Raw genomic sequence first — 15,965 nt, forward strand, 5'->3', positions numbered from 1 at the left:
AAAAGATGTAATCCAAGGATTTTATGCCAATTATGAAAGACTGGTTATAGGAAAGAAAGTCGTTCATATTCAGTCTATTGGAGAAGTGAAAACAAGCCAACAACTACCAAGAAACAAAAAACCATTAAATCCAAGAGTTACCTTTGATGGTCGTCACTGGTGGATTAGTGTAGGGTTCCAAGAAGACTTTGAATCACAAGAACTAACGAATGAGTCGATTGGTGTGGATGTTGGTTTAAAAGAACTTTTTGTAGCTTCTAATGGTATGAAAGAACGAAATATAAACAAAGATGCTAAGGTTAAAAAACTTTTGAAAAGGAAAAAGTCAGCGCAAAGAGATATGTCTAGGAGATTTAAAAAAGGTGTGAAAATTCAGTCTGCCGGATATGAAAAAGCGAAAGCTGAGCACCTGCGGTTATCTAGGAAAATTATGAATATCCGAAATAACCATATCCATCAAGCAACAGCTAAATTGGTGAAAACCAAACCAATGAGGATTGTTGTGGAAGACTTATCTATCTCAAACCTGTTAAAAAACAAAAAACTATCGAAAGCATTTTCCTCTCAAAAATTAAACTTCTTCTTTCAATGTTTATCATACAAGTGCGAGAAGTATGGCATTGCGTATGTAAAAGCTGATAAATGGTTCGCTTCAAGCAAGATTTGTTCATGTTGTGGAGTAAAATACGACCATTCAGTTCAACCAGAAGGACAGTGGAGTTTAAAAATACGTGAGTGGTGTTGTGCTTCATGCAATAGCCATCACGATAGAGATTTGAATGCTTCGATAAATTTATCAAGATGGGTAAAATAAATGCTTGATAATAGGAGGTAACGATACTGCCTCGTGTGGAGTGTTATACCCCTCGTCCCTTTGGGGTTGCGAGAACACGATGAAGCACTAACTCGTGTAAATTTGATTGAATTGTATAGATTTAGTTAAGTTTATCGTATCGGAAAGTGTTTTTGACGAGTTATTAAATGCAAAAGAAGAAGTCTTTTGCATTTACCTTTTAAATAGACTAGATAATACATTTAGGAATGAAAATTTGTAAATATATGGTATAATTCTATTAAAAGGTGAAAGGAGCTTCTAACATGTGGTTCACTTCGGCAATCGCGCCTGTTCTAATAGTCGGGGGAATTGTAGTATTTGTAATAAAAAGATTGGAACATAAATATAAGCACGGCAAATTGGGTAAGAAAAAATCAAATGAGGCTCAAATTTTATTAGACAGTTTAATACCAATAGGAATGTTTATTGGTTGTATGATCGGCTTGATTTTCGGCATGTTTTTCCCGGACTTCTCCCTGCTTTCAGTTAGTTTAGGGGCCGGAATAGGCTATTTATTTGGTTATTTCGCCTATGAAATTTATAGTAAGACAGGAAATAACTTTTCCTAATTCAAAAAGAATAAATAGGACAGTACATAGTCGTCATATCCAATATGTACTGTCCTTTATTTTGGCATCAACGTAATCACCTTACGTTCCACATCCTATACACCTTTTTGATTGATTTTCCTCTCCTCCCTCTTTCGTATATCCGCTTTTTTATTTTCACTAGATCTATATCCATAGTAAAGTAAAGCACATGTAATAACTGAACCTACAATGTAGCCTAAAAAACACCCTAACCAAAACATAATGTAATTGCCTCCAATCCTTTATAAAGTAAAACTTTAATCAGCTCTCACCAATCGGACGTTTACGGACAGTTGATCTCCCACCTAACTTCTTTGCTCCAATTGAAATTTTGAGGTGGGAGTTTTACTGTCCGTTAGCGCGGGATAAATTTTATGTACTATAACTCTTTACATGCTTAATCGTTTATTTCTATAAACTATACACTCTCTAAGGCTATTCATACCATTATTTCTCTTCTTACCTCAAATGACAATTTTATTATTTGTCATAAAGTTAATATTTTTCCATATTATTACTTTTCCCTTTGAAAATAATATACTACATTTGAAATAAGCAGGCTAGTATATTGGCTCTTCTCCCTCTTACCTTTAGTTATGAACAAAAAAATTCCCTTAAAGCATAAGCTTTAAGGGGTGAGCCTGTTTTTTATTTACTTATATACGTACAGCTGTACCACTTACAGCGACCATTAACATTCCATCACGAACTACTTCGTAATCTACGTCAATACCAACGATAGCGTTCGCGCCTTTTTGTTTTGCAAGTTCTTTCATTTCATCCATTGCGATATCACGAGCTTCTTTTAGTTTGCTTTCGTAAGAACCAGCACGACCACCGACAACATCACGAACAGAAGCGAATAAATCGCGGACAATATTTGCACCCATAATAGCTTCACCATTTACAATATCGATATACTCAATAATTTCTTTACCTTGAATTCCAGACGTTGTTGTTACAATCATGACTGACACGCTCCTAATAATTTGTAGTTTGAATAAGCTTTCTTATGTCTTTATTATGACATGGAACAAACAATGAATCTATTGAATTACCTTACAGGAATGTGACAGTTTTGTAAGAATACAGCGACTATTTTGTTTAATAAAGCGCTTTAACATTAGGATACATAAACGATTCCCTATTTTCTTTCCAGTCGCGTTCTACTTCTTTAAAAGTCGGTCGTCCTAATTCTCCCTTGTTTCCCTGTTTACGAAACCATTTCTTCACATACTTCTCTCCATTTTTATTTTGTACTGTACAAAGGAAGCTATTACTACTATCCTTTAATATTTTTACAATCACGACAAGACACCCCTTCTCTCTTAAACTTGATCTTTTACTATAAGCCCTTCCTCTCTTATAGTCATACGACTCCTCGGTCGCGCCAAAGTTGTAAGATCAAAAAACGATATTCACTTTGCCTATTTAAAGAAATCAGAGTTATACGCATTGTGCTTATCAAATATTTTATAGATTTCTAACTTATCATCTAATTTTGCATCTACTAAAATTAATATATTTCTATCGTAAATATATTCTTCATACTTTTTAGCATGTTCTTCAGGGATTCCTAAGCCGATAAATGCCCCTATTAAACTTCCAGCTCCTCCGCCAATACCGGCTCCCCCAATAGCTGCTGCGATAGGTCCCGCTGCTACAATTGGACCCATTCCAGATACGGCAAGTACACCAAGACCTGTTAATAAACCACCGAGTCCTCCTGCTACTCCTCCTGCTACAAGCCCTGTCGCTGAAAAGATATCTCCTTTATGTGCAGTTTCATGATTCACTTTCTCACCTGATTTTTCTTCCAGATGTTCAATTTCCTTTTGATCTTTCGCAATAGCTGAAATGTTATCTGCCGAGTATCCTTTTTCCTTTAATTCATTAATAACGAGTGCCGCATCATCAATTGTTTGAAAAACACCTACTATTTTTCTATCCACATTCATAACTATTAACCTCCTAAAGTTTTATATAATATATCTTTATTACTCTTCGTTTTTATATACACTAATTTTTTTATTCACATATCCATTCACAAAAAACGCTAATAATAAAAGGATTACAAGAGAACTACTTAACAAGTAAATGAAATCAAATGTAATATCCGTTATCATTTTATCCATATGTAACAGTCTCCTTTTTATTTAAAGTAAAAGTATAAAACCTTACAATTCATCTTCGGTCAATCTCTTTGTAGTATATGTATACCCTCCGTAACTCTTTCTAAACGTAAAAAACTATAATTATATTTTTTAAATTTTATAGGTTTAACATTTTTTTAAACGGGTATGTTTATATTGTTATGCTTATTATATGGAAAGGAATATTACGATGAATGCCATTCACTCTACTACTATTCTTTATAATGAAACACCTACAATAACGCAGATTCATCATTTTTATGCTGTAATGACAACATTTCAAACAAATGTATTTATAAGTAAACACGGAACACTTACTGCTATTAAAAATTTAAGCACATTAGTATCATTTTTCCTTACTGTAAAAAAGAGAGAGCTTGTATTATTTATCTTTGAAGGAATAGATGCAAAAAAAGCTTTAAGAACACTCTTTCCTTCTTAAAAGTTTTGTTATCCCCCTATTCCCTCAATTGTTACTTTTCATATATCGTTTTATACTTCAAAATGATTTCTTCTATTCAAAACGAGACCCCCTAATACAATAGGGGGATTTCTAGTTTGGCCCTATGAAAACTGATATAATATATATTACGTTTTTCATTCTTTAAAATAGAAAACTTTTAATAACCTTGAAGGTAGGAATTTTTAATGAAATCGGAAACAAAATTTAGTATTCGCTACAAAATTATGGCTGGTTATTTAGTTATCATTTTGTTCTTACTTATTTCTTTCATTATGCTAAACAATGAGATTTCCAATTTACAAAAATCTCGTAATTTTATTATTGATCACGATTTTAAAGTTCTTAATTTAACGAATCAAGTGGAGAAAGAATTGCTAACAATTGAAAATAAAGCGAAGGGCTTTATCACTTCTAATAACGCGAACTATCTGCAATCTCTTAACTCTGCCGAAAAAGATTATGAAAAACATTACCATGATCTTTTTTCTTTATTAGAAGATAACCCATCTCAGCAAGAAAAATTAAAACAGATTAACGGAAATATTACTAATTGGATAAATAAAGAAATTCACCCGTTAATTGCAAACCATAATAGTAATAACATACAAGAAATCGACACTACCGAAATTCAATCATTGCAATCACAGCTAACTGACTTCCGTAGCACTGAGGAGCAATTAACGAAAAAAAGAGCTGCACAATTAGATACGGAAAATAATAAATTAGAGATTTGGTTATACAGTTTATTGTTCTTACTTTCTTGTATTTCTATTATCGTTTCACTCTATATTTCGAATTCCATTACAAAAACGATTAAAAATGTAATTCAAGCTATTAAATCCATTTCTTCTAAAGAAAAAATTACGGAAAGAATTCATGTAAATACACATGACGAAATAAAAGATCTTGCTCATACAACGAACCACCTACTGGACGAAATATCGAAAAGAGAGTGGTTACAAACGGAGCTTGCAGAATTAATTTTAATGTATCAAGGTGTATCCTCTATCGAGATGTTAGGCAACAAAATTTTGAGTGGCATTATACAAAAAACGCAAACTTCTTGCGGTGCATTTTATGTACGTGAAGAAGTTGAAGAAACTGTCTACTATGTAAAGAAAGCTTCTTTCGCTGAGCAAGGTGCTGATATTGGAAAACAATCTATTAAAATGGGTGAAGGTTTCATTGGACAGTCTGCTTTAGAAAAGAAAAGTTTTATTCTGAGGGACATACCTGAAGAGTTTCGTTACGTTACTACTGGATTATTAGAAATACGTCCTAAAAATATACTAGTCATCCCTGTCTTATTTGAAGATGAAGTAATTGCAGTAATGGAGTTAGTAAGTGTAACTGAGATCTCAGACTTACATCAAGATTTCATTCAACAAACTGTTGATAATCTAGGTTTAACAATCCATAGTATTATGGGACGTATGCGAATTCAAACCCTTTTACATGAATCACAAGCAATGACAGAAGAGTTACAAGTTCAATCAGAAGAATTGCAAACGCAAGCGGAAGAACTACAAATGCAAGCCGAAGAATTACGAACAACGAATGAACAATTAGAATCTAGAACGGAAGAGGCCGAACAAAAGACAGCTGACTTACAAATTACGAAATTAGAATTAGAAGAAAAAGCAAGCGAGTTGTTACGTAGCTCAAAATATAAATCAGAATTTCTAGCAAATATGTCACATGAATTACGCACACCATTAAATAGTATTTTACTATTATCTGAAATGTTAAAAGAAAATCATGACAATCATCTATCCGATGATGAAATTGAATTGGCAACCGTTATTCATTCATCAGGAAAAGATTTGCTTACTTTAATTAATGACATACTAGATTTATCGAAAGTAGAAGCCGGAAAACTAGATGTCATTTTTGAAGCAACGAACATAAGTGATATGGCAGCAAGTATGCAGCAAAACTTCTTACATATCGCTGCACAAAAAAATGTAGAATTTACTGTTGAAGACAGTGACACGATTCCTAATCTGTTTTATACAGATGCAAAACGGATTGAACAAATTATTAAAAATTTATTATCCAATGCATTTAAATTCACGGAAAAAGGATCTGTCTCTTTACATTTCGATTCAATAGAAGCAACTAATTTGAGCCATGAAATGCAGTCTATCAGTAATGATTGGATTACCATTTCGGTAAAAGATACTGGTATTGGTATCGCTAAAGAACAGCATCAACTTATTTTCGAAGCCTTTCAACAGGCAGATGGCGCAACGATTCGAAAATATGGTGGTACAGGCTTAGGATTATCTATTTGTAAAGAGTTTGCTAGATTGTTAGGTGGTTGGATTACGTTACAGAGTCATGTAGGAGAAGGCAGTACTTTCACTGTATATATTCCTAACCTTCCAAATGGATTAACTGATATACAAGTATCCAATTTAGAAGTCGCAGCAACGGTAGAAGATGTTATTCCTGCTGAAGTTGTTGAGGAAACTATCGTGATTCCAGAAACTAATAACGTCTTCCAAGAGAAAACTATTTTAATTGTCGATGATGATCATCGAAATATATTTGCGTTACAAAATGCACTAGAAAAACAACATGCTAACATTATTACTGCACAAAACGGTATAGAGTGTTTAGACATACTAAAAAACAATACAAATATCGACCTTATTTTAATGGATATTATGATGCCGAATATGGACGGTTATGAAACGATGGAACATATCCGAATGAACTTAGGATTACATGAAATACCTATTATCGCATTAACTGCGAAAGCAATGCCAAATGATAAGGAAAAATGTTTATCTGCTGGCGCTTCAGATTATATAAGTAAACCATTAAATTTACATCAACTCTATTCGGTAATGAGTGTATGGTTAATAAAATAAGTGAGGTTTCGTTTCAGTGGAAAATAAGTATTATAATTTTGATCCATCAGTAGATACGGATAAGCGTACGAACTTAGAAATTGACTTACTATTGGAAGCGGTATTTAAACTATCAGGATTTGATTTTCGCCAATATGCTCGCACATCTATTTATAGGCGGATTTGTAATCGAATGCAGCTTTCTAATATCCCTACCATTTCAAAATTAATTGAAAAAGTAATTCATGAAGAGGGGGTTTTAGAACAGTTATTAAATGATTTCTCCATTAATGTAACTGAGATGTTCCGTAACCCTATCTTTTTTAAGGCGCTAAGAGAGCATGTTATTCCTGAATTAAGAAAGCATCCTGAAATTAGAATTTGGCATGCTGGATGTGCAACTGGTGAAGAAGTATTATCCATGTCCATCTTACTTCATGAAGAAGGATTAAGTGAAAAAGCTGTTATTTACGCAACAGATATGAATACAAATGTGTTAGAAAAAGCAAAACAAGGCATCCTTCCGTTAAATAAAATGCAAACTTATACGAAAAACTATTTACAAGCTGGCGGTACACAAGCATTTTCCAACTATTATTCAACGGATAGTCGCTTTGCTTATTTTAATCCGTCACTGTTACAAAACATTATTTTTGCGCAGCATAATTTAGTAACTGATCAATCTTTTAACGAATTTCACATTATACTTTGCCGTAACGTTTTAATTTACTTTACGAGTAAACTTCAAAACCAAGTACAGCAACTATTTTATGAAAGTTTAGGTCACAACGGATTCCTATGTTTAGGAAATAAAGAAACGCTTCGTTTTTCAGATATAATGCCGCATTATATCCAATTTAATCCGAACGAACAAATCTACCAAAAAATACAATAAAAGCGTATGAAATCCTCTGTTTGGATTTCATACGCTTTTTATTTCGCATTCGTTTGTATCATAATGAGGCACATATCATCTGATTGTTCTTTCTTCTGTTCTTCCTTATAAAACCCTTCTATCTCTTCTTCTAAATCTCCCCATTTTCTTTCTGTAAAAGTACGTAATTTCTCTTCAGCCTCAAATTCATCATTTGCTATTGCTTCAAGTACACCATCTGTAAACAATACGATTTGAGCGTTCTTCTCAAAAGGTATAACTGTCTTTTCAACTTTTATTTCATCAAAAAATCCTACCGCACAACTCCCGCGATTTAGTTCAACTACATTTGTTTCATCAACTAAAACGTACCCAGAAGGATGTCCTGCATTTACATATTCAATTGTTCTCTTTTCTGTATCCACTACTAAGTATATCGCTGTAAAATAATATGGAATATTGTCATTCTCATTATGTAAAAGAGTCATATATTTATTTAAGTCTTTCATAACGAGTTCTGGATCGATTAAACTTTTAATCGTTTCACGTAATACAGACGAAATAAACATACAAACTAATGAAGCAGATACACCATGTCCCATCACATCTAATAATATAATACCGTAGCGGTTTTCATCGATTTTATACCAGTAATACATATCTCCAGCTAGTTTAAATGAAGGTAAGTAACTTGCTTCGATTTTTATGTGTTCTTCTCTTAATGGACTACTTAATAAGTTTCTTTGTACTTGCGTAGCTAAATCTAGTTCATTCCGAAGATTTTCTTCCTGTTCTTTATGCCAATTTAATTCCGATTTCAAGCGTAATGCTACACGCATACGCGCTAACAATTCAACTTTATTTATCGGTTTCGTAATATAATCCATTGCCCCCATATCAAGCGCTTCAGCTAATTTATTTGCATCTTCTAAAGCTGTTACAAAAATAATAGGAACATCTTTAAACTTCTCCTCTTTTTGTAATCGCCTACAAACTTCAAGTCCATCAATTTCAGGCATCATAATATCTAATAGTATTAAATCTATTTCATTATGCCTGGAAGAATCTTTTCCAAAATGGATGTATTCGAAAAGCTCTTGTGCAGAATTCAGCGATACAAGATCCTGATACCCAGCTTGCTTCAAAATTTTTTCAATTACAAAGATATTCACCGGATTATCATCGACAATTAAAATGGACACAAGTTATTTCCCCTTTTCTTATATAAAATGTAAATCGATTATCATTTTCTATTTTTCTAGTATTACATACTCAGTTATGAAATGAAAATTTCCTACTCAAACACATTTATACAGCAAAAGAACAAACCCCCAGAAATGAGAGTTTGTTCTTTCATTCTATAAATTTCCACTTTTAATTTAGCACCATTGCTTTATCATTTAAAAGACGATCCAATTCTTCCATATGATTTGTTTCATCTGCAATCATGTCTTCTAACTTTACAACTAACTCTGTCATATTTAATTTTGCTGCCTGTTCTTTTCGCTTTTCATAACGCTTAATTGTTTCATATTCTGATTGTCTAGCATATTCTAACATTTCTCTCACATCTTCTGCTTGTTTCACTCGTAAAGGGATTGTAGTAGGTGTACCACCTAGCGTCTTAATTTTCTCCGCTAAATATAGGGCATGTCCTTGTTCATCACTAATTTCAGATTCAAAGAAAGGTTTTAACACTTGTCTATATATACCAGAAACTGTAGCTGCATTATGGTTATACATAATAATTGCTGAGTATTCTCCCGCTAAATCTTCATTCAATCCTTCGATTAGTTCTTTCACATCGTGTGACATTTCATATCTCCTCCTATACTTAATAAGTACCCCTTTTCTCATGTTTTAAACATCATTATTTAAAATTTTTTATGTATCTAAAAATGCGGCTTGTTTCAACTTACTTATCGCTTGTCTTTTAATACGAGAAACGTGCATTTGTGAAATACCTAACCGTTCCCCTGTATCTTTTTGATTTAAATTTTCTTCAAATATATAATGAATAACACTCTTTTCCGTTTCATTTAATACGTTAAAAATATCCTTTAAAACGAGACGCCTTTCTGTCTCTTCATATCCTTGCTCTACTTCACCTACAGATTCAATTCTCGCTACCGAACTGCCATCAGATGCATTTTCAACTACATCATCTAAGGAGGATACTCGATAATTATTTTTCGCATCCATAATTTCTAGCACTTCCTCTTCGGATAGTTCTAAATGATCCGCAATCTCTATAATTTTCGGTGAACGTTGCAGTTGATCTGTTAACTCCTCTATCGCAAGTTTAATTTTTCCGCCTAAATCTTTAATTCGCCTTGGAACGTGAATGCCCCATGTTTTATCACGTAAATACTTTTTTATTTCCCCTACTATCGTAGGGATTGCAAACGGCTCAAAAGCATTCCCTATCGAATAATCATACCTTCTTATTGCGCCTAAGAGCCCTAACATGCCTACTTGTATAATATCCTCATGCATCGGTCCGCCTTTTGAATAGCGATATGCAATGGAATAGACGAGATTTTTATAATGCTCAACTAACCTTTCCTGCGCTTCATCACAGTGGTTTTGTTGAAATTCTGCAATTAGTTTCATAACGTCTTCTTTAGTAAGAGTTGTAGGTTGAGATTGGATTTCCATCATTCTCCACCTGCTCTCTTTGTATATATTTTGTCATTAAAACTGTCATGCCCTCATCATGCATGATTTGTATATCATCCATTAACGTATTGATTAAATATAAACCTAAACCATTTTCCGGCAAATGTTCTACCGGCTTATTAATATCATACGGACCAACTTTCCTTTTTAAGTTATTAAAATCAAAGCTAACTCCATTATCCGCAACCATAATTTCTAATCGATCTTCATATAGACCGAAGACAATTGTAATTTCTCCAACGTCTTCTTTGTATGCATGTTGTACAATATTTGTACATGCTTCACTAATAGCAATTTTCATATCCTCTATATCGTCGTAAGCAAAACCCATTCGATTCGCAACACCAGCCATTGTTAAACGAATAATAGCGACATATTCTGCCTTTGCAGGAATTTTCATTTCTATCTTTTCAAATCTCTCCATCATCCCTAGTCACCTTCTTTCTACTTTTTCAAAATCGGAATTCAAATTTAATATTTCTGTTAACCCTGTAATATCAAATAATCTTTTTAACCTTTTAGATACACCAATAAACTCTAGCTTTCCATCATTTTTCTTAACTGCTTTTAATAGCGCTATAAAAACACCTAAGCCTGTACTATCCATATACTCTACCTCAGTAAAATCTACTACAATATGAACCTCTTTTTCGCTTGCAATAGGCATGATCTTATTTTTCAAATCTGATGCCGTATATGCATCAATTTCACCATTAAGTTGTACCGTATAACCTACATCATTTTGCAAAATATTTATTCCCAAATTCATCATTTCCGCCCCCTTATCTCAAACTACTACTATGTTAATTACCCATAAAAATTAGTTTTAAACATATTTTTTTATTTTTATTATAAATAAATTTTCTACACCTTTCTCGGCTTAACACGTAAAAACTACTACTAAATGTTTAAAGCTTATAAATTTGTGTATGTATAATGTATAAACATTATTTTTAGGGGGATCTATCTATGGAAGAGCACAATTTTAAAAAGGGAGATTTCGTACAATTTTCTTATCGACACGATCATGCTACAAAATTAGTTGGTTCCATTATTAACATACTAACGAATACAATTGTAGTGGATATAGGTAATAACGAAGACTTGTCTCATATAGAACCAAGGCAAGTTGTAAGAATAAATAATTGCGAAAAAGTAACGATGGTTTAATACATAATAGAAAGTGTAATTTCAATGAGCGGGGAATTCTTTATTCCCCGCTCATTCGCATGCAAAATATAAAAAAGCATCCAAATTATTTTAATTGGATGCTTTTTTATGTATATTTATCATTCTATTTACTTTATAGCTATATATAATAAACTTAAGATTACTATTCATGATCAAACTTACGCTTTCCGCAGCATTCTAGAGAAGAATGTAACGATTAAAATAAAGACGATTGCACCTAATAACGCTGGAAGAACGAAAATACCTCCCCATTCAGGACCCCAATGACCAAATAACGCACTACCTACCCAAGATCCGATTAATCCCGCAATCACATTACCAACTATACCTAAAGGAAAGTCTTTTCCCGTAATCATTCCAGCTAACGCACCAATAAGTCCACCTACAATACACGTAATAATAAGTCCCACAATTAAGCCTCCCATATTATTTTTATAATGGATTTATCAAGCTTTGGTTTGTAACCAAAGCTTGATAAACATGTATTATTCTTTATTATCCAGCCCATCACTTATCTTTTGTTTCACTTTTCCGACTTTTTCTTTTATCGTTCCCTTCGTCTTCTCCCACTTCCCTTCATTTTTCAACTCTCTATCTTCTGTAACTTCACCAATTCCTTCTTTTACTTGTCCCTTTGTCTTTTCAACTTTACCTGTAATTTGTTCTTTTAGTCCGCCACTCATATTTCCCATCTCCTTTTCTTAATAGATTTATAGGATACAAATTTAAATAGAATACGTGCATCTTCTTTCTTGTAACCATTCACCGACTCTTTCTAAATCCTTAACGAATAACAAGATTTTCCCTTCATCCAGCTTTTCTTCATAGAAGTTCGCTTCTTCCTCATTAAGCCCTAACTCCTGCATCTTATTTCTTAACTGATCTCCCGTTTTTTGAAAGACATTAATAATGCTTGTCCCAAGCCCCTCCTCTTTTATACCAATTGTATTTACGTCTGCATTGTCTGCGATTCTATCTGTCCTTTCTTTCTCGTGTGTTAATACGTAAATATCTTTTTGGTCTATTCCTTTCTTCACTAGATCATTCGCCGCATTCATGACCTCTTTCTCCGTAATAAATTCATATACAAAAGGTTTACTATACTTCGTTTCCATCTTTAACTTCCTCCTTTAAAATGAATTATTTGTTATATTATATGTAGTACACCCATTTTCGAAATGTTAAACATAAAATTTGAAAAAAAATGAGAAGGAGAGTACATATGCACTTTCGTCTAGAGTTATTTGTAGAAGATTTGCAAAGGTCTATTCGTTTTTATGAGGAAATCCTTACCCTTGTATTCTCAAAAAAGAATACAACTGGTGCAATGATTAAACTAGGGGATTTTTCTTTATTATTGACCCCTGATTATATTCTTAATGAAAATCATTATTTAAAAACAGATGGACTTAATCCAAAAGGTAAAGGTGTTGAGATTATCATAGTTTTTGATCATATCGAACAAATATACCAACATGTATTAGAAAAAAATTATCCAGTGGAATCTAACCTTAAAATGCAATCTTGGGGAATGAAGGATTTTCGTATCGTAGACCCTGATGGTTATTATTTACGATTAACCTCCTCTTGAATTTTCTTTATCCCAAAACTAGTAGAATAAATCCCCTTACAATAACTACCTAAATTAACAGAAAATTGTTATAATTAAACATAAGGAGGGATACTATGAAAAAAATCATATCTATATGCGCTCTAACCGCTCTATCTTTCACTTTAATAGGCTGTACAAGCACCTCAGCTACAGATAAAGCTTCACAAGCTAAGCAAGAACATACACAAACTACCTTTCAATTAAAATCCGCAAATATTACAGACATTGAAATACTTAGCACAATAAATAACAACGTTTCAAAATCTCAAACAGACAACGAAGAAATGATACAATCTATCGTTTCCACAGTTCAAAAAGGCACGCCTAAAACAATCACTTTAGATCAAAAAAAGCGAGAATCTGCACATTCTACTATTACCGTTACATATAAAGATGACGCAAAAGAAGAATTTCTTGTTTGGGTTGATAATAAAGAGCAAATTACGATTGCTAAAGATGAGAAGAAGGATAAGGTTGAAGGTGTGATTGTGAATATTGAAAATGCTAAAATGATGAAGGATTTTTTTAAGAAAACATCTTAGCAGATAACTTTTCTTTATACATTAAAAAAGGCCCACCTATTTCCGTAGGCGGGCTTTATCTTTATTACACAATAAGAAAGTATACTCTCTTTTCCTCTGAAATTTTATGTAATTATACATATTCATGAACATAAATATGTTGATGAACTTTATCTACATACGCATGGCATTAATCCATTGAAAATTTATCTTCTTTAAAGCAAAACTCTCTTTTAGAAAAAAGAAAAGACACCCTAAGGTGCCTTCCTCCGACTTGAACCATCTTAATTTTAATAATATGTATTGGACTCCCATCCAATTATTATTTTACCATGTTAAGTTGTTTTTGTTTATTGAGAAATACAATAATTTACTTGTGCTGGTTGTCTGTATGAGGTCTTTTTGTAGTCCATGCAGCGATTAACAAAAGAACAATAGCCGTGATAACACCTAAAAGTCCTTGCTTGAGCCACATGGATAATGCGGCATTTGAGCCAATGGCTAGAAACATAAGCATTACTGTGTATTTATTAAATCTCATTATAAGTAACCTCCCAATGTAACTGCACATAAGAAAATTTCACCATTCATTTATTACGTAAAAAATGGTATTAAACAAACTTTAGGTCCCTTATTTACAACTAAAATCTATATTTTAAAAAATGATATAGAAGCGAGCTTGAGTAAAATTATGCGCTAAGCCAATGTGACACTATCTCCGAAGGAAATACCGTATTGCAGAGTAAAAACATTATACTTCCTAGTGGAGTGAAATTCAGTGTTATTTTTATAACGCTCCATTTTTCCATTCTTTATTATGAATATCTAATCCTTCTTGGCCAAAGAAATGGAGAATAAATTCTTTTTCATCACTAACAGTTTTTTTAGCTAGTTTAGATCCTTCCATACTTTTCCTTGTTCCAGAACGTAAATAATGAATTTCCCCAAAGTCTTCAACTGCAGATTCGAAATTTCCATCGTACCATTTGTTCAGAATAGATTCATATTTTGGTCTTTCCTCATTATTTATAACATGTAAGTTGTTTTTTAAGTATTGAATGTTTTCTTTTATCATTTGAAATCGCCCTACATCACGAGTACCAGAAACATGAAGATTATTCCCATTGAATGTGAGTTTTTGTAAAGACATATGTATCATCATATCATTTATCGTTTGCTCGTTTTGGATTTCCCCAATCGACTGTGCCGCTTTAGATAATTCATCTTCACTTACTACATAACTATCTTTTTGTTGCTTTTGAATGGTTTGAACTTTTGATTTTTCCTGAACCTTTTCTTCTTGTTTAGGTTTTGATTCAGGTGTAGCCTTCTCATTTGAGCTACAAGCAACCGTTCCCATAAGCAATGTACTGCATGTTAACGCCATAAGTAACTTTCGTTTCATTTTTTCACGCCTATCTGTATTGGTTATTTTAAATAGATTTTTTAGAATGTAAGATTTCTCATCTCATAGTAGCAAACAATTGATTTGTACATTGTCATGTTTTGTCGAAGGGTAATAAAAATACCTTATGATGTCTTCCTTCGATTTGAATTATCTTAATTTTAATAATATATATTGGACTCCCTTCGCCTATCAAGCTAAGAAAATACAACTACCCCAGAACGAGATTGTATCCTAACTTGCAATAAAAAAGTTCATCTTTTCCTTTTAGGGTAATTTTACATTTTCAAGTTGATAGGCACAGGGCACGCTCTATAAAGCAGATTTTTTGAACAGCGTAACATAATTAATAAAATGTATACTATATATCTTATATGTTATGTGGGAGCCAGAAGCTAAAGGAATTAGTACTTGATTATCATGAAGAAAAAGCCACAGTGAAAGTGTTGATGAAGATTTTTACTAAACTACGCATAGGTAGAAAAGTATATATACTTCTCTACCTATCTTAATGTTACTTAATAAATGCTTGTTTTCATTATATATACAAGGAAATGAAACCGGCTATAACAATCAATGGCAGGATTACTGCGAGTTTATTTTTTAGAGGGACACGTTTGTCTGGGACACCGGGGTGGATAACAAATGCAAGTAAAACAATTGCTCCAATAATACCTAAAAGTGTATGAATGACCATCCTCCTAAGGAATATTATTATTAATTTTATCACACTCAAATAAAAAGGATAAAAATAACAATTAACCCTAAATACACCATTATGAATTTC

The 15,965-nt window shown here is 32.7% G+C and carries 23 protein-coding genes; 8 read left to right on the plus strand and 15 right to left on the minus strand.

The genetic code is table 11. The annotated features are described in order from the left end of the window. On the plus strand, positions 1–814 hold an 814-nt coding region (locus MR083_RS23335), incomplete at its 5' end, for an RNA-guided endonuclease InsQ/TnpB family protein (RefSeq protein ID WP_242269907.1). A gap of 284 nt (positions 815–1,098) precedes the next feature. After that, the gene (locus MR083_RS23340) at positions 1,099–1,404 is read left to right on the plus strand and encodes a hypothetical protein (protein ID WP_000264366.1); all 306 of its coding nucleotides are present in this window, start codon (positions 1,099–1,101) and stop codon (positions 1,402–1,404) included. 677 nt (positions 1,405–2,081) lie between these two features. On the opposite strand, the gene MR083_RS23345 is transcribed toward MR083_RS23340, so the two are convergent. The 4 genes from MR083_RS23345 to MR083_RS23360 form a co-directional block, all read right to left on the minus strand. Further along, positions 2,082–2,393: a YbjQ family protein gene (locus tag MR083_RS23345; RefSeq protein ID WP_000637510.1), complete on the minus strand. Its 312-nt coding sequence runs from the start codon at positions 2,391–2,393 to the stop codon at positions 2,082–2,084. Positions 2,394–2,529: 136 nt separating this feature from the next. Beyond that, positions 2,530–2,733 (minus strand): DUF4028 family protein, encoded by a 204-nt coding sequence (locus tag MR083_RS23350; protein WP_000635856.1) that lies wholly within the window; start codon positions 2,731–2,733, stop codon positions 2,530–2,532. Between the two features lie 119 nt (positions 2,734–2,852). Then, on the minus strand, positions 2,853–3,383 hold the full coding sequence (locus MR083_RS23355) for a general stress protein (RefSeq protein ID WP_242269908.1): 531 nt from the start codon (positions 3,381–3,383) through the stop codon (positions 2,853–2,855). A 39-nt stretch (positions 3,384–3,422) separates the two neighbouring features. Beyond that, positions 3,423–3,560, minus strand: coding sequence for a hypothetical protein (locus tag MR083_RS23360; protein ID WP_000359813.1), 138 nt, complete (start codon positions 3,558–3,560; stop codon positions 3,423–3,425). 208 nt (positions 3,561–3,768) lie between these two features. On the opposite strand from MR083_RS23360, the gene MR083_RS23365 reads away from it, so the two are divergent. The 3 genes from MR083_RS23365 to MR083_RS23375 all read left to right on the plus strand — a co-directional run bounded on the left by MR083_RS23365 (position 3,769) and on the right by MR083_RS23375 (position 7,791). Then, positions 3,769–4,020, plus strand: coding sequence for a hypothetical protein (locus tag MR083_RS23365; RefSeq protein WP_000991343.1), 252 nt, complete (start codon positions 3,769–3,771; stop codon positions 4,018–4,020). A gap of 206 nt (positions 4,021–4,226) precedes the next feature. Continuing rightward, on the plus strand, positions 4,227–6,917 hold the full coding sequence (locus MR083_RS23370) for an ATP-binding protein (protein ID WP_242269909.1): 2,691 nt from the start codon (positions 4,227–4,229) through the stop codon (positions 6,915–6,917). Positions 6,918–6,933: 16 nt separating this feature from the next. Beyond that, positions 6,934–7,791: a CheR family methyltransferase gene (locus MR083_RS23375; protein ID WP_000429057.1), complete on the plus strand. Its 858-nt coding sequence runs from the start codon at positions 6,934–6,936 to the stop codon at positions 7,789–7,791. A gap of 38 nt (positions 7,792–7,829) precedes the next feature. Here MR083_RS23375 and MR083_RS23380 read toward each other — a convergent pair whose 3' ends face one another. The 5 genes from MR083_RS23380 to rsbV all read right to left on the minus strand — a co-directional run bounded on the left by MR083_RS23380 (position 7,830) and on the right by rsbV (position 11,221). Next, on the minus strand, positions 7,830–8,972 hold the full coding sequence (locus MR083_RS23380; RefSeq protein ID WP_242269910.1) for a fused response regulator/phosphatase: 1,143 nt from the start codon (positions 8,970–8,972) through the stop codon (positions 7,830–7,832). Positions 8,973–9,144: 172 nt separating this feature from the next. Next, positions 9,145–9,585: a ferritin-like domain-containing protein gene (locus MR083_RS23385; RefSeq protein ID WP_000017762.1), complete on the minus strand. Its 441-nt coding sequence runs from the start codon at positions 9,583–9,585 to the stop codon at positions 9,145–9,147. 69 nt (positions 9,586–9,654) lie between these two features. Further along, complete coding sequence (gene sigB, locus MR083_RS23390) at positions 9,655–10,431, minus strand: RNA polymerase sigma factor SigB (RefSeq protein ID WP_061182811.1); 777 nt, start codon at positions 10,429–10,431, stop codon at positions 9,655–9,657. After that, entirely contained in the window at positions 10,394–10,876 is a 483-nt protein-coding gene (gene rsbW, locus MR083_RS23395; RefSeq protein WP_000970582.1) for an anti-sigma B factor RsbW, read from the minus strand. The genes sigB and rsbW overlap by 38 nt, the downstream gene beginning before the upstream one ends. A gap of 6 nt (positions 10,877–10,882) precedes the next feature. Then, positions 10,883–11,221, minus strand: coding sequence for an anti sigma b factor antagonist RsbV (rsbV, locus tag MR083_RS23400; RefSeq protein WP_002020655.1), 339 nt, complete (start codon positions 11,219–11,221; stop codon positions 10,883–10,885). A gap of 197 nt (positions 11,222–11,418) precedes the next feature. On the opposite strand from rsbV, the gene MR083_RS23405 reads away from it, so the two are divergent. Further along, a complete protein-coding gene (locus MR083_RS23405) occupies positions 11,419–11,619 on the plus strand; it encodes a hypothetical protein (RefSeq protein WP_000390994.1) in 201 nt (66 codons plus the stop codon). A 179-nt stretch (positions 11,620–11,798) separates the two neighbouring features. Here the strand turns inward: MR083_RS23405 and MR083_RS23410 are convergent, their stop codons facing one another. From MR083_RS23410 to MR083_RS23420, 3 genes are all read right to left on the minus strand, one after another. Further along, a complete protein-coding gene (locus MR083_RS23410; protein ID WP_000522903.1) occupies positions 11,799–12,050 on the minus strand; it encodes a GlsB/YeaQ/YmgE family stress response membrane protein in 252 nt (83 codons plus the stop codon). 75 nt (positions 12,051–12,125) lie between these two features. Continuing rightward, positions 12,126–12,332 (minus strand): CsbD family protein, encoded by a 207-nt coding sequence (locus tag MR083_RS23415; RefSeq protein WP_370530088.1) that lies wholly within the window; start codon positions 12,330–12,332, stop codon positions 12,126–12,128. Positions 12,333–12,365: 33 nt separating this feature from the next. Further along, positions 12,366–12,755 carry a YflT domain-containing protein gene (locus tag MR083_RS23420; protein ID WP_000448809.1) on the minus strand — a complete coding sequence of 130 codons (390 nt, stop codon included), beginning with the start codon at positions 12,753–12,755 and terminating at the stop codon, positions 12,366–12,368. A gap of 107 nt (positions 12,756–12,862) precedes the next feature. Here MR083_RS23420 and MR083_RS23425 point away from each other — a divergent pair, with 107 nt between their 5' ends. Next, complete coding sequence (locus tag MR083_RS23425; RefSeq protein WP_000545706.1) at positions 12,863–13,231, plus strand: VOC family protein; 369 nt, start codon at positions 12,863–12,865, stop codon at positions 13,229–13,231. 95 nt (positions 13,232–13,326) lie between these two features. Next, positions 13,327–13,794, plus strand: coding sequence for a hypothetical protein (locus MR083_RS23430; RefSeq protein ID WP_242269911.1), 468 nt, complete (start codon positions 13,327–13,329; stop codon positions 13,792–13,794). A 349-nt stretch (positions 13,795–14,143) separates the two neighbouring features. Here the strand turns inward: MR083_RS23430 and MR083_RS23435 are convergent, their stop codons facing one another. From MR083_RS23435 to MR083_RS23445, 3 genes are all read right to left on the minus strand, one after another. Next, complete coding sequence (locus MR083_RS23435; RefSeq protein WP_001211982.1) at positions 14,144–14,314, minus strand: hypothetical protein; 171 nt, start codon at positions 14,312–14,314, stop codon at positions 14,144–14,146. Between the two features lie 246 nt (positions 14,315–14,560). Continuing rightward, the gene (locus MR083_RS23440; protein ID WP_000823711.1) at positions 14,561–15,178 is read right to left on the minus strand and encodes a DUF6241 domain-containing protein; all 618 of its coding nucleotides are present in this window, start codon (positions 15,176–15,178) and stop codon (positions 14,561–14,563) included. Positions 15,179–15,716: 538 nt separating this feature from the next. Further along, positions 15,717–15,965: hypothetical protein (locus MR083_RS23445; protein WP_242269912.1), on the minus strand; the 249-nt coding region annotated here is incomplete at its 5' end.

The sequence above is a fragment of the Bacillus cereus group sp. BfR-BA-01408 genome (genome assembly GCF_022663305.1).
Taxonomy (GTDB): Bacteria; Bacillota; Bacilli; order Bacillales; family Bacillaceae_G; genus Bacillus_A; species Bacillus_A pacificus.

What these genes read in the sequence shown, in the direction of transcription:
- MR083_RS23340 (WP_000264366.1), top strand. Translation starts at nt 1,099, where the DNA reads ATGTGGTTCACTTCGGCAATCGCGCCTGTTCTAATAGTCGGGGGAATT.
- MR083_RS23345 (WP_000637510.1), bottom strand. Translation starts at nt 2,393, where the DNA reads ATGATTGTAACAACAACGTCTGGAATTCAAGGTAAAGAAATTATTGAG.
- MR083_RS23355 (WP_242269908.1), bottom strand. Translation starts at nt 3,383, where the DNA reads ATGAATGTGGATAGAAAAATAGTAGGTGTTTTTCAAACAATTGATGAT.
- MR083_RS23360 (WP_000359813.1), bottom strand. Translation starts at nt 3,560, where the DNA reads ATGGATAAAATGATAACGGATATTACATTTGATTTCATTTACTTGTTA.
- MR083_RS23365 (WP_000991343.1), top strand. Translation starts at nt 3,769, where the DNA reads ATGAATGCCATTCACTCTACTACTATTCTTTATAATGAAACACCTACA.
- MR083_RS23370 (WP_242269909.1), top strand. Translation starts at nt 4,227, where the DNA reads ATGAAATCGGAAACAAAATTTAGTATTCGCTACAAAATTATGGCTGGT.
- MR083_RS23385 (WP_000017762.1), bottom strand. Translation starts at nt 9,585, where the DNA reads ATGTCACACGATGTGAAAGAACTAATCGAAGGATTGAATGAAGATTTA.
- sigB (WP_061182811.1), bottom strand. Translation starts at nt 10,431, where the DNA reads ATGATGGAAATCCAATCTCAACCTACAACTCTTACTAAAGAAGACGTT.
- rsbW (WP_000970582.1), bottom strand. Translation starts at nt 10,876, where the DNA reads ATGATGGAGAGATTTGAAAAGATAGAAATGAAAATTCCTGCAAAGGCA.
- rsbV (WP_002020655.1), bottom strand. Translation starts at nt 11,221, where the DNA reads ATGATGAATTTGGGAATAAATATTTTGCAAAATGATGTAGGTTATACG.
- MR083_RS23405 (WP_000390994.1), top strand. Translation starts at nt 11,419, where the DNA reads ATGGAAGAGCACAATTTTAAAAAGGGAGATTTCGTACAATTTTCTTAT.
- MR083_RS23415 (WP_370530088.1), bottom strand. Translation starts at nt 12,332, where the DNA reads ATGGGAAATATGAGTGGCGGACTAAAAGAACAAATTACAGGTAAAGTT.
- MR083_RS23420 (WP_000448809.1), bottom strand. Translation starts at nt 12,755, where the DNA reads ATGGAAACGAAGTATAGTAAACCTTTTGTATATGAATTTATTACGGAG.
- MR083_RS23425 (WP_000545706.1), top strand. Translation starts at nt 12,863, where the DNA reads ATGCACTTTCGTCTAGAGTTATTTGTAGAAGATTTGCAAAGGTCTATT.
- MR083_RS23430 (WP_242269911.1), top strand. Translation starts at nt 13,327, where the DNA reads ATGAAAAAAATCATATCTATATGCGCTCTAACCGCTCTATCTTTCACT.
- MR083_RS23435 (WP_001211982.1), bottom strand. Translation starts at nt 14,314, where the DNA reads ATGAGATTTAATAAATACACAGTAATGCTTATGTTTCTAGCCATTGGC.
- MR083_RS23440 (WP_000823711.1), bottom strand. Translation starts at nt 15,178, where the DNA reads ATGAAACGAAAGTTACTTATGGCGTTAACATGCAGTACATTGCTTATG.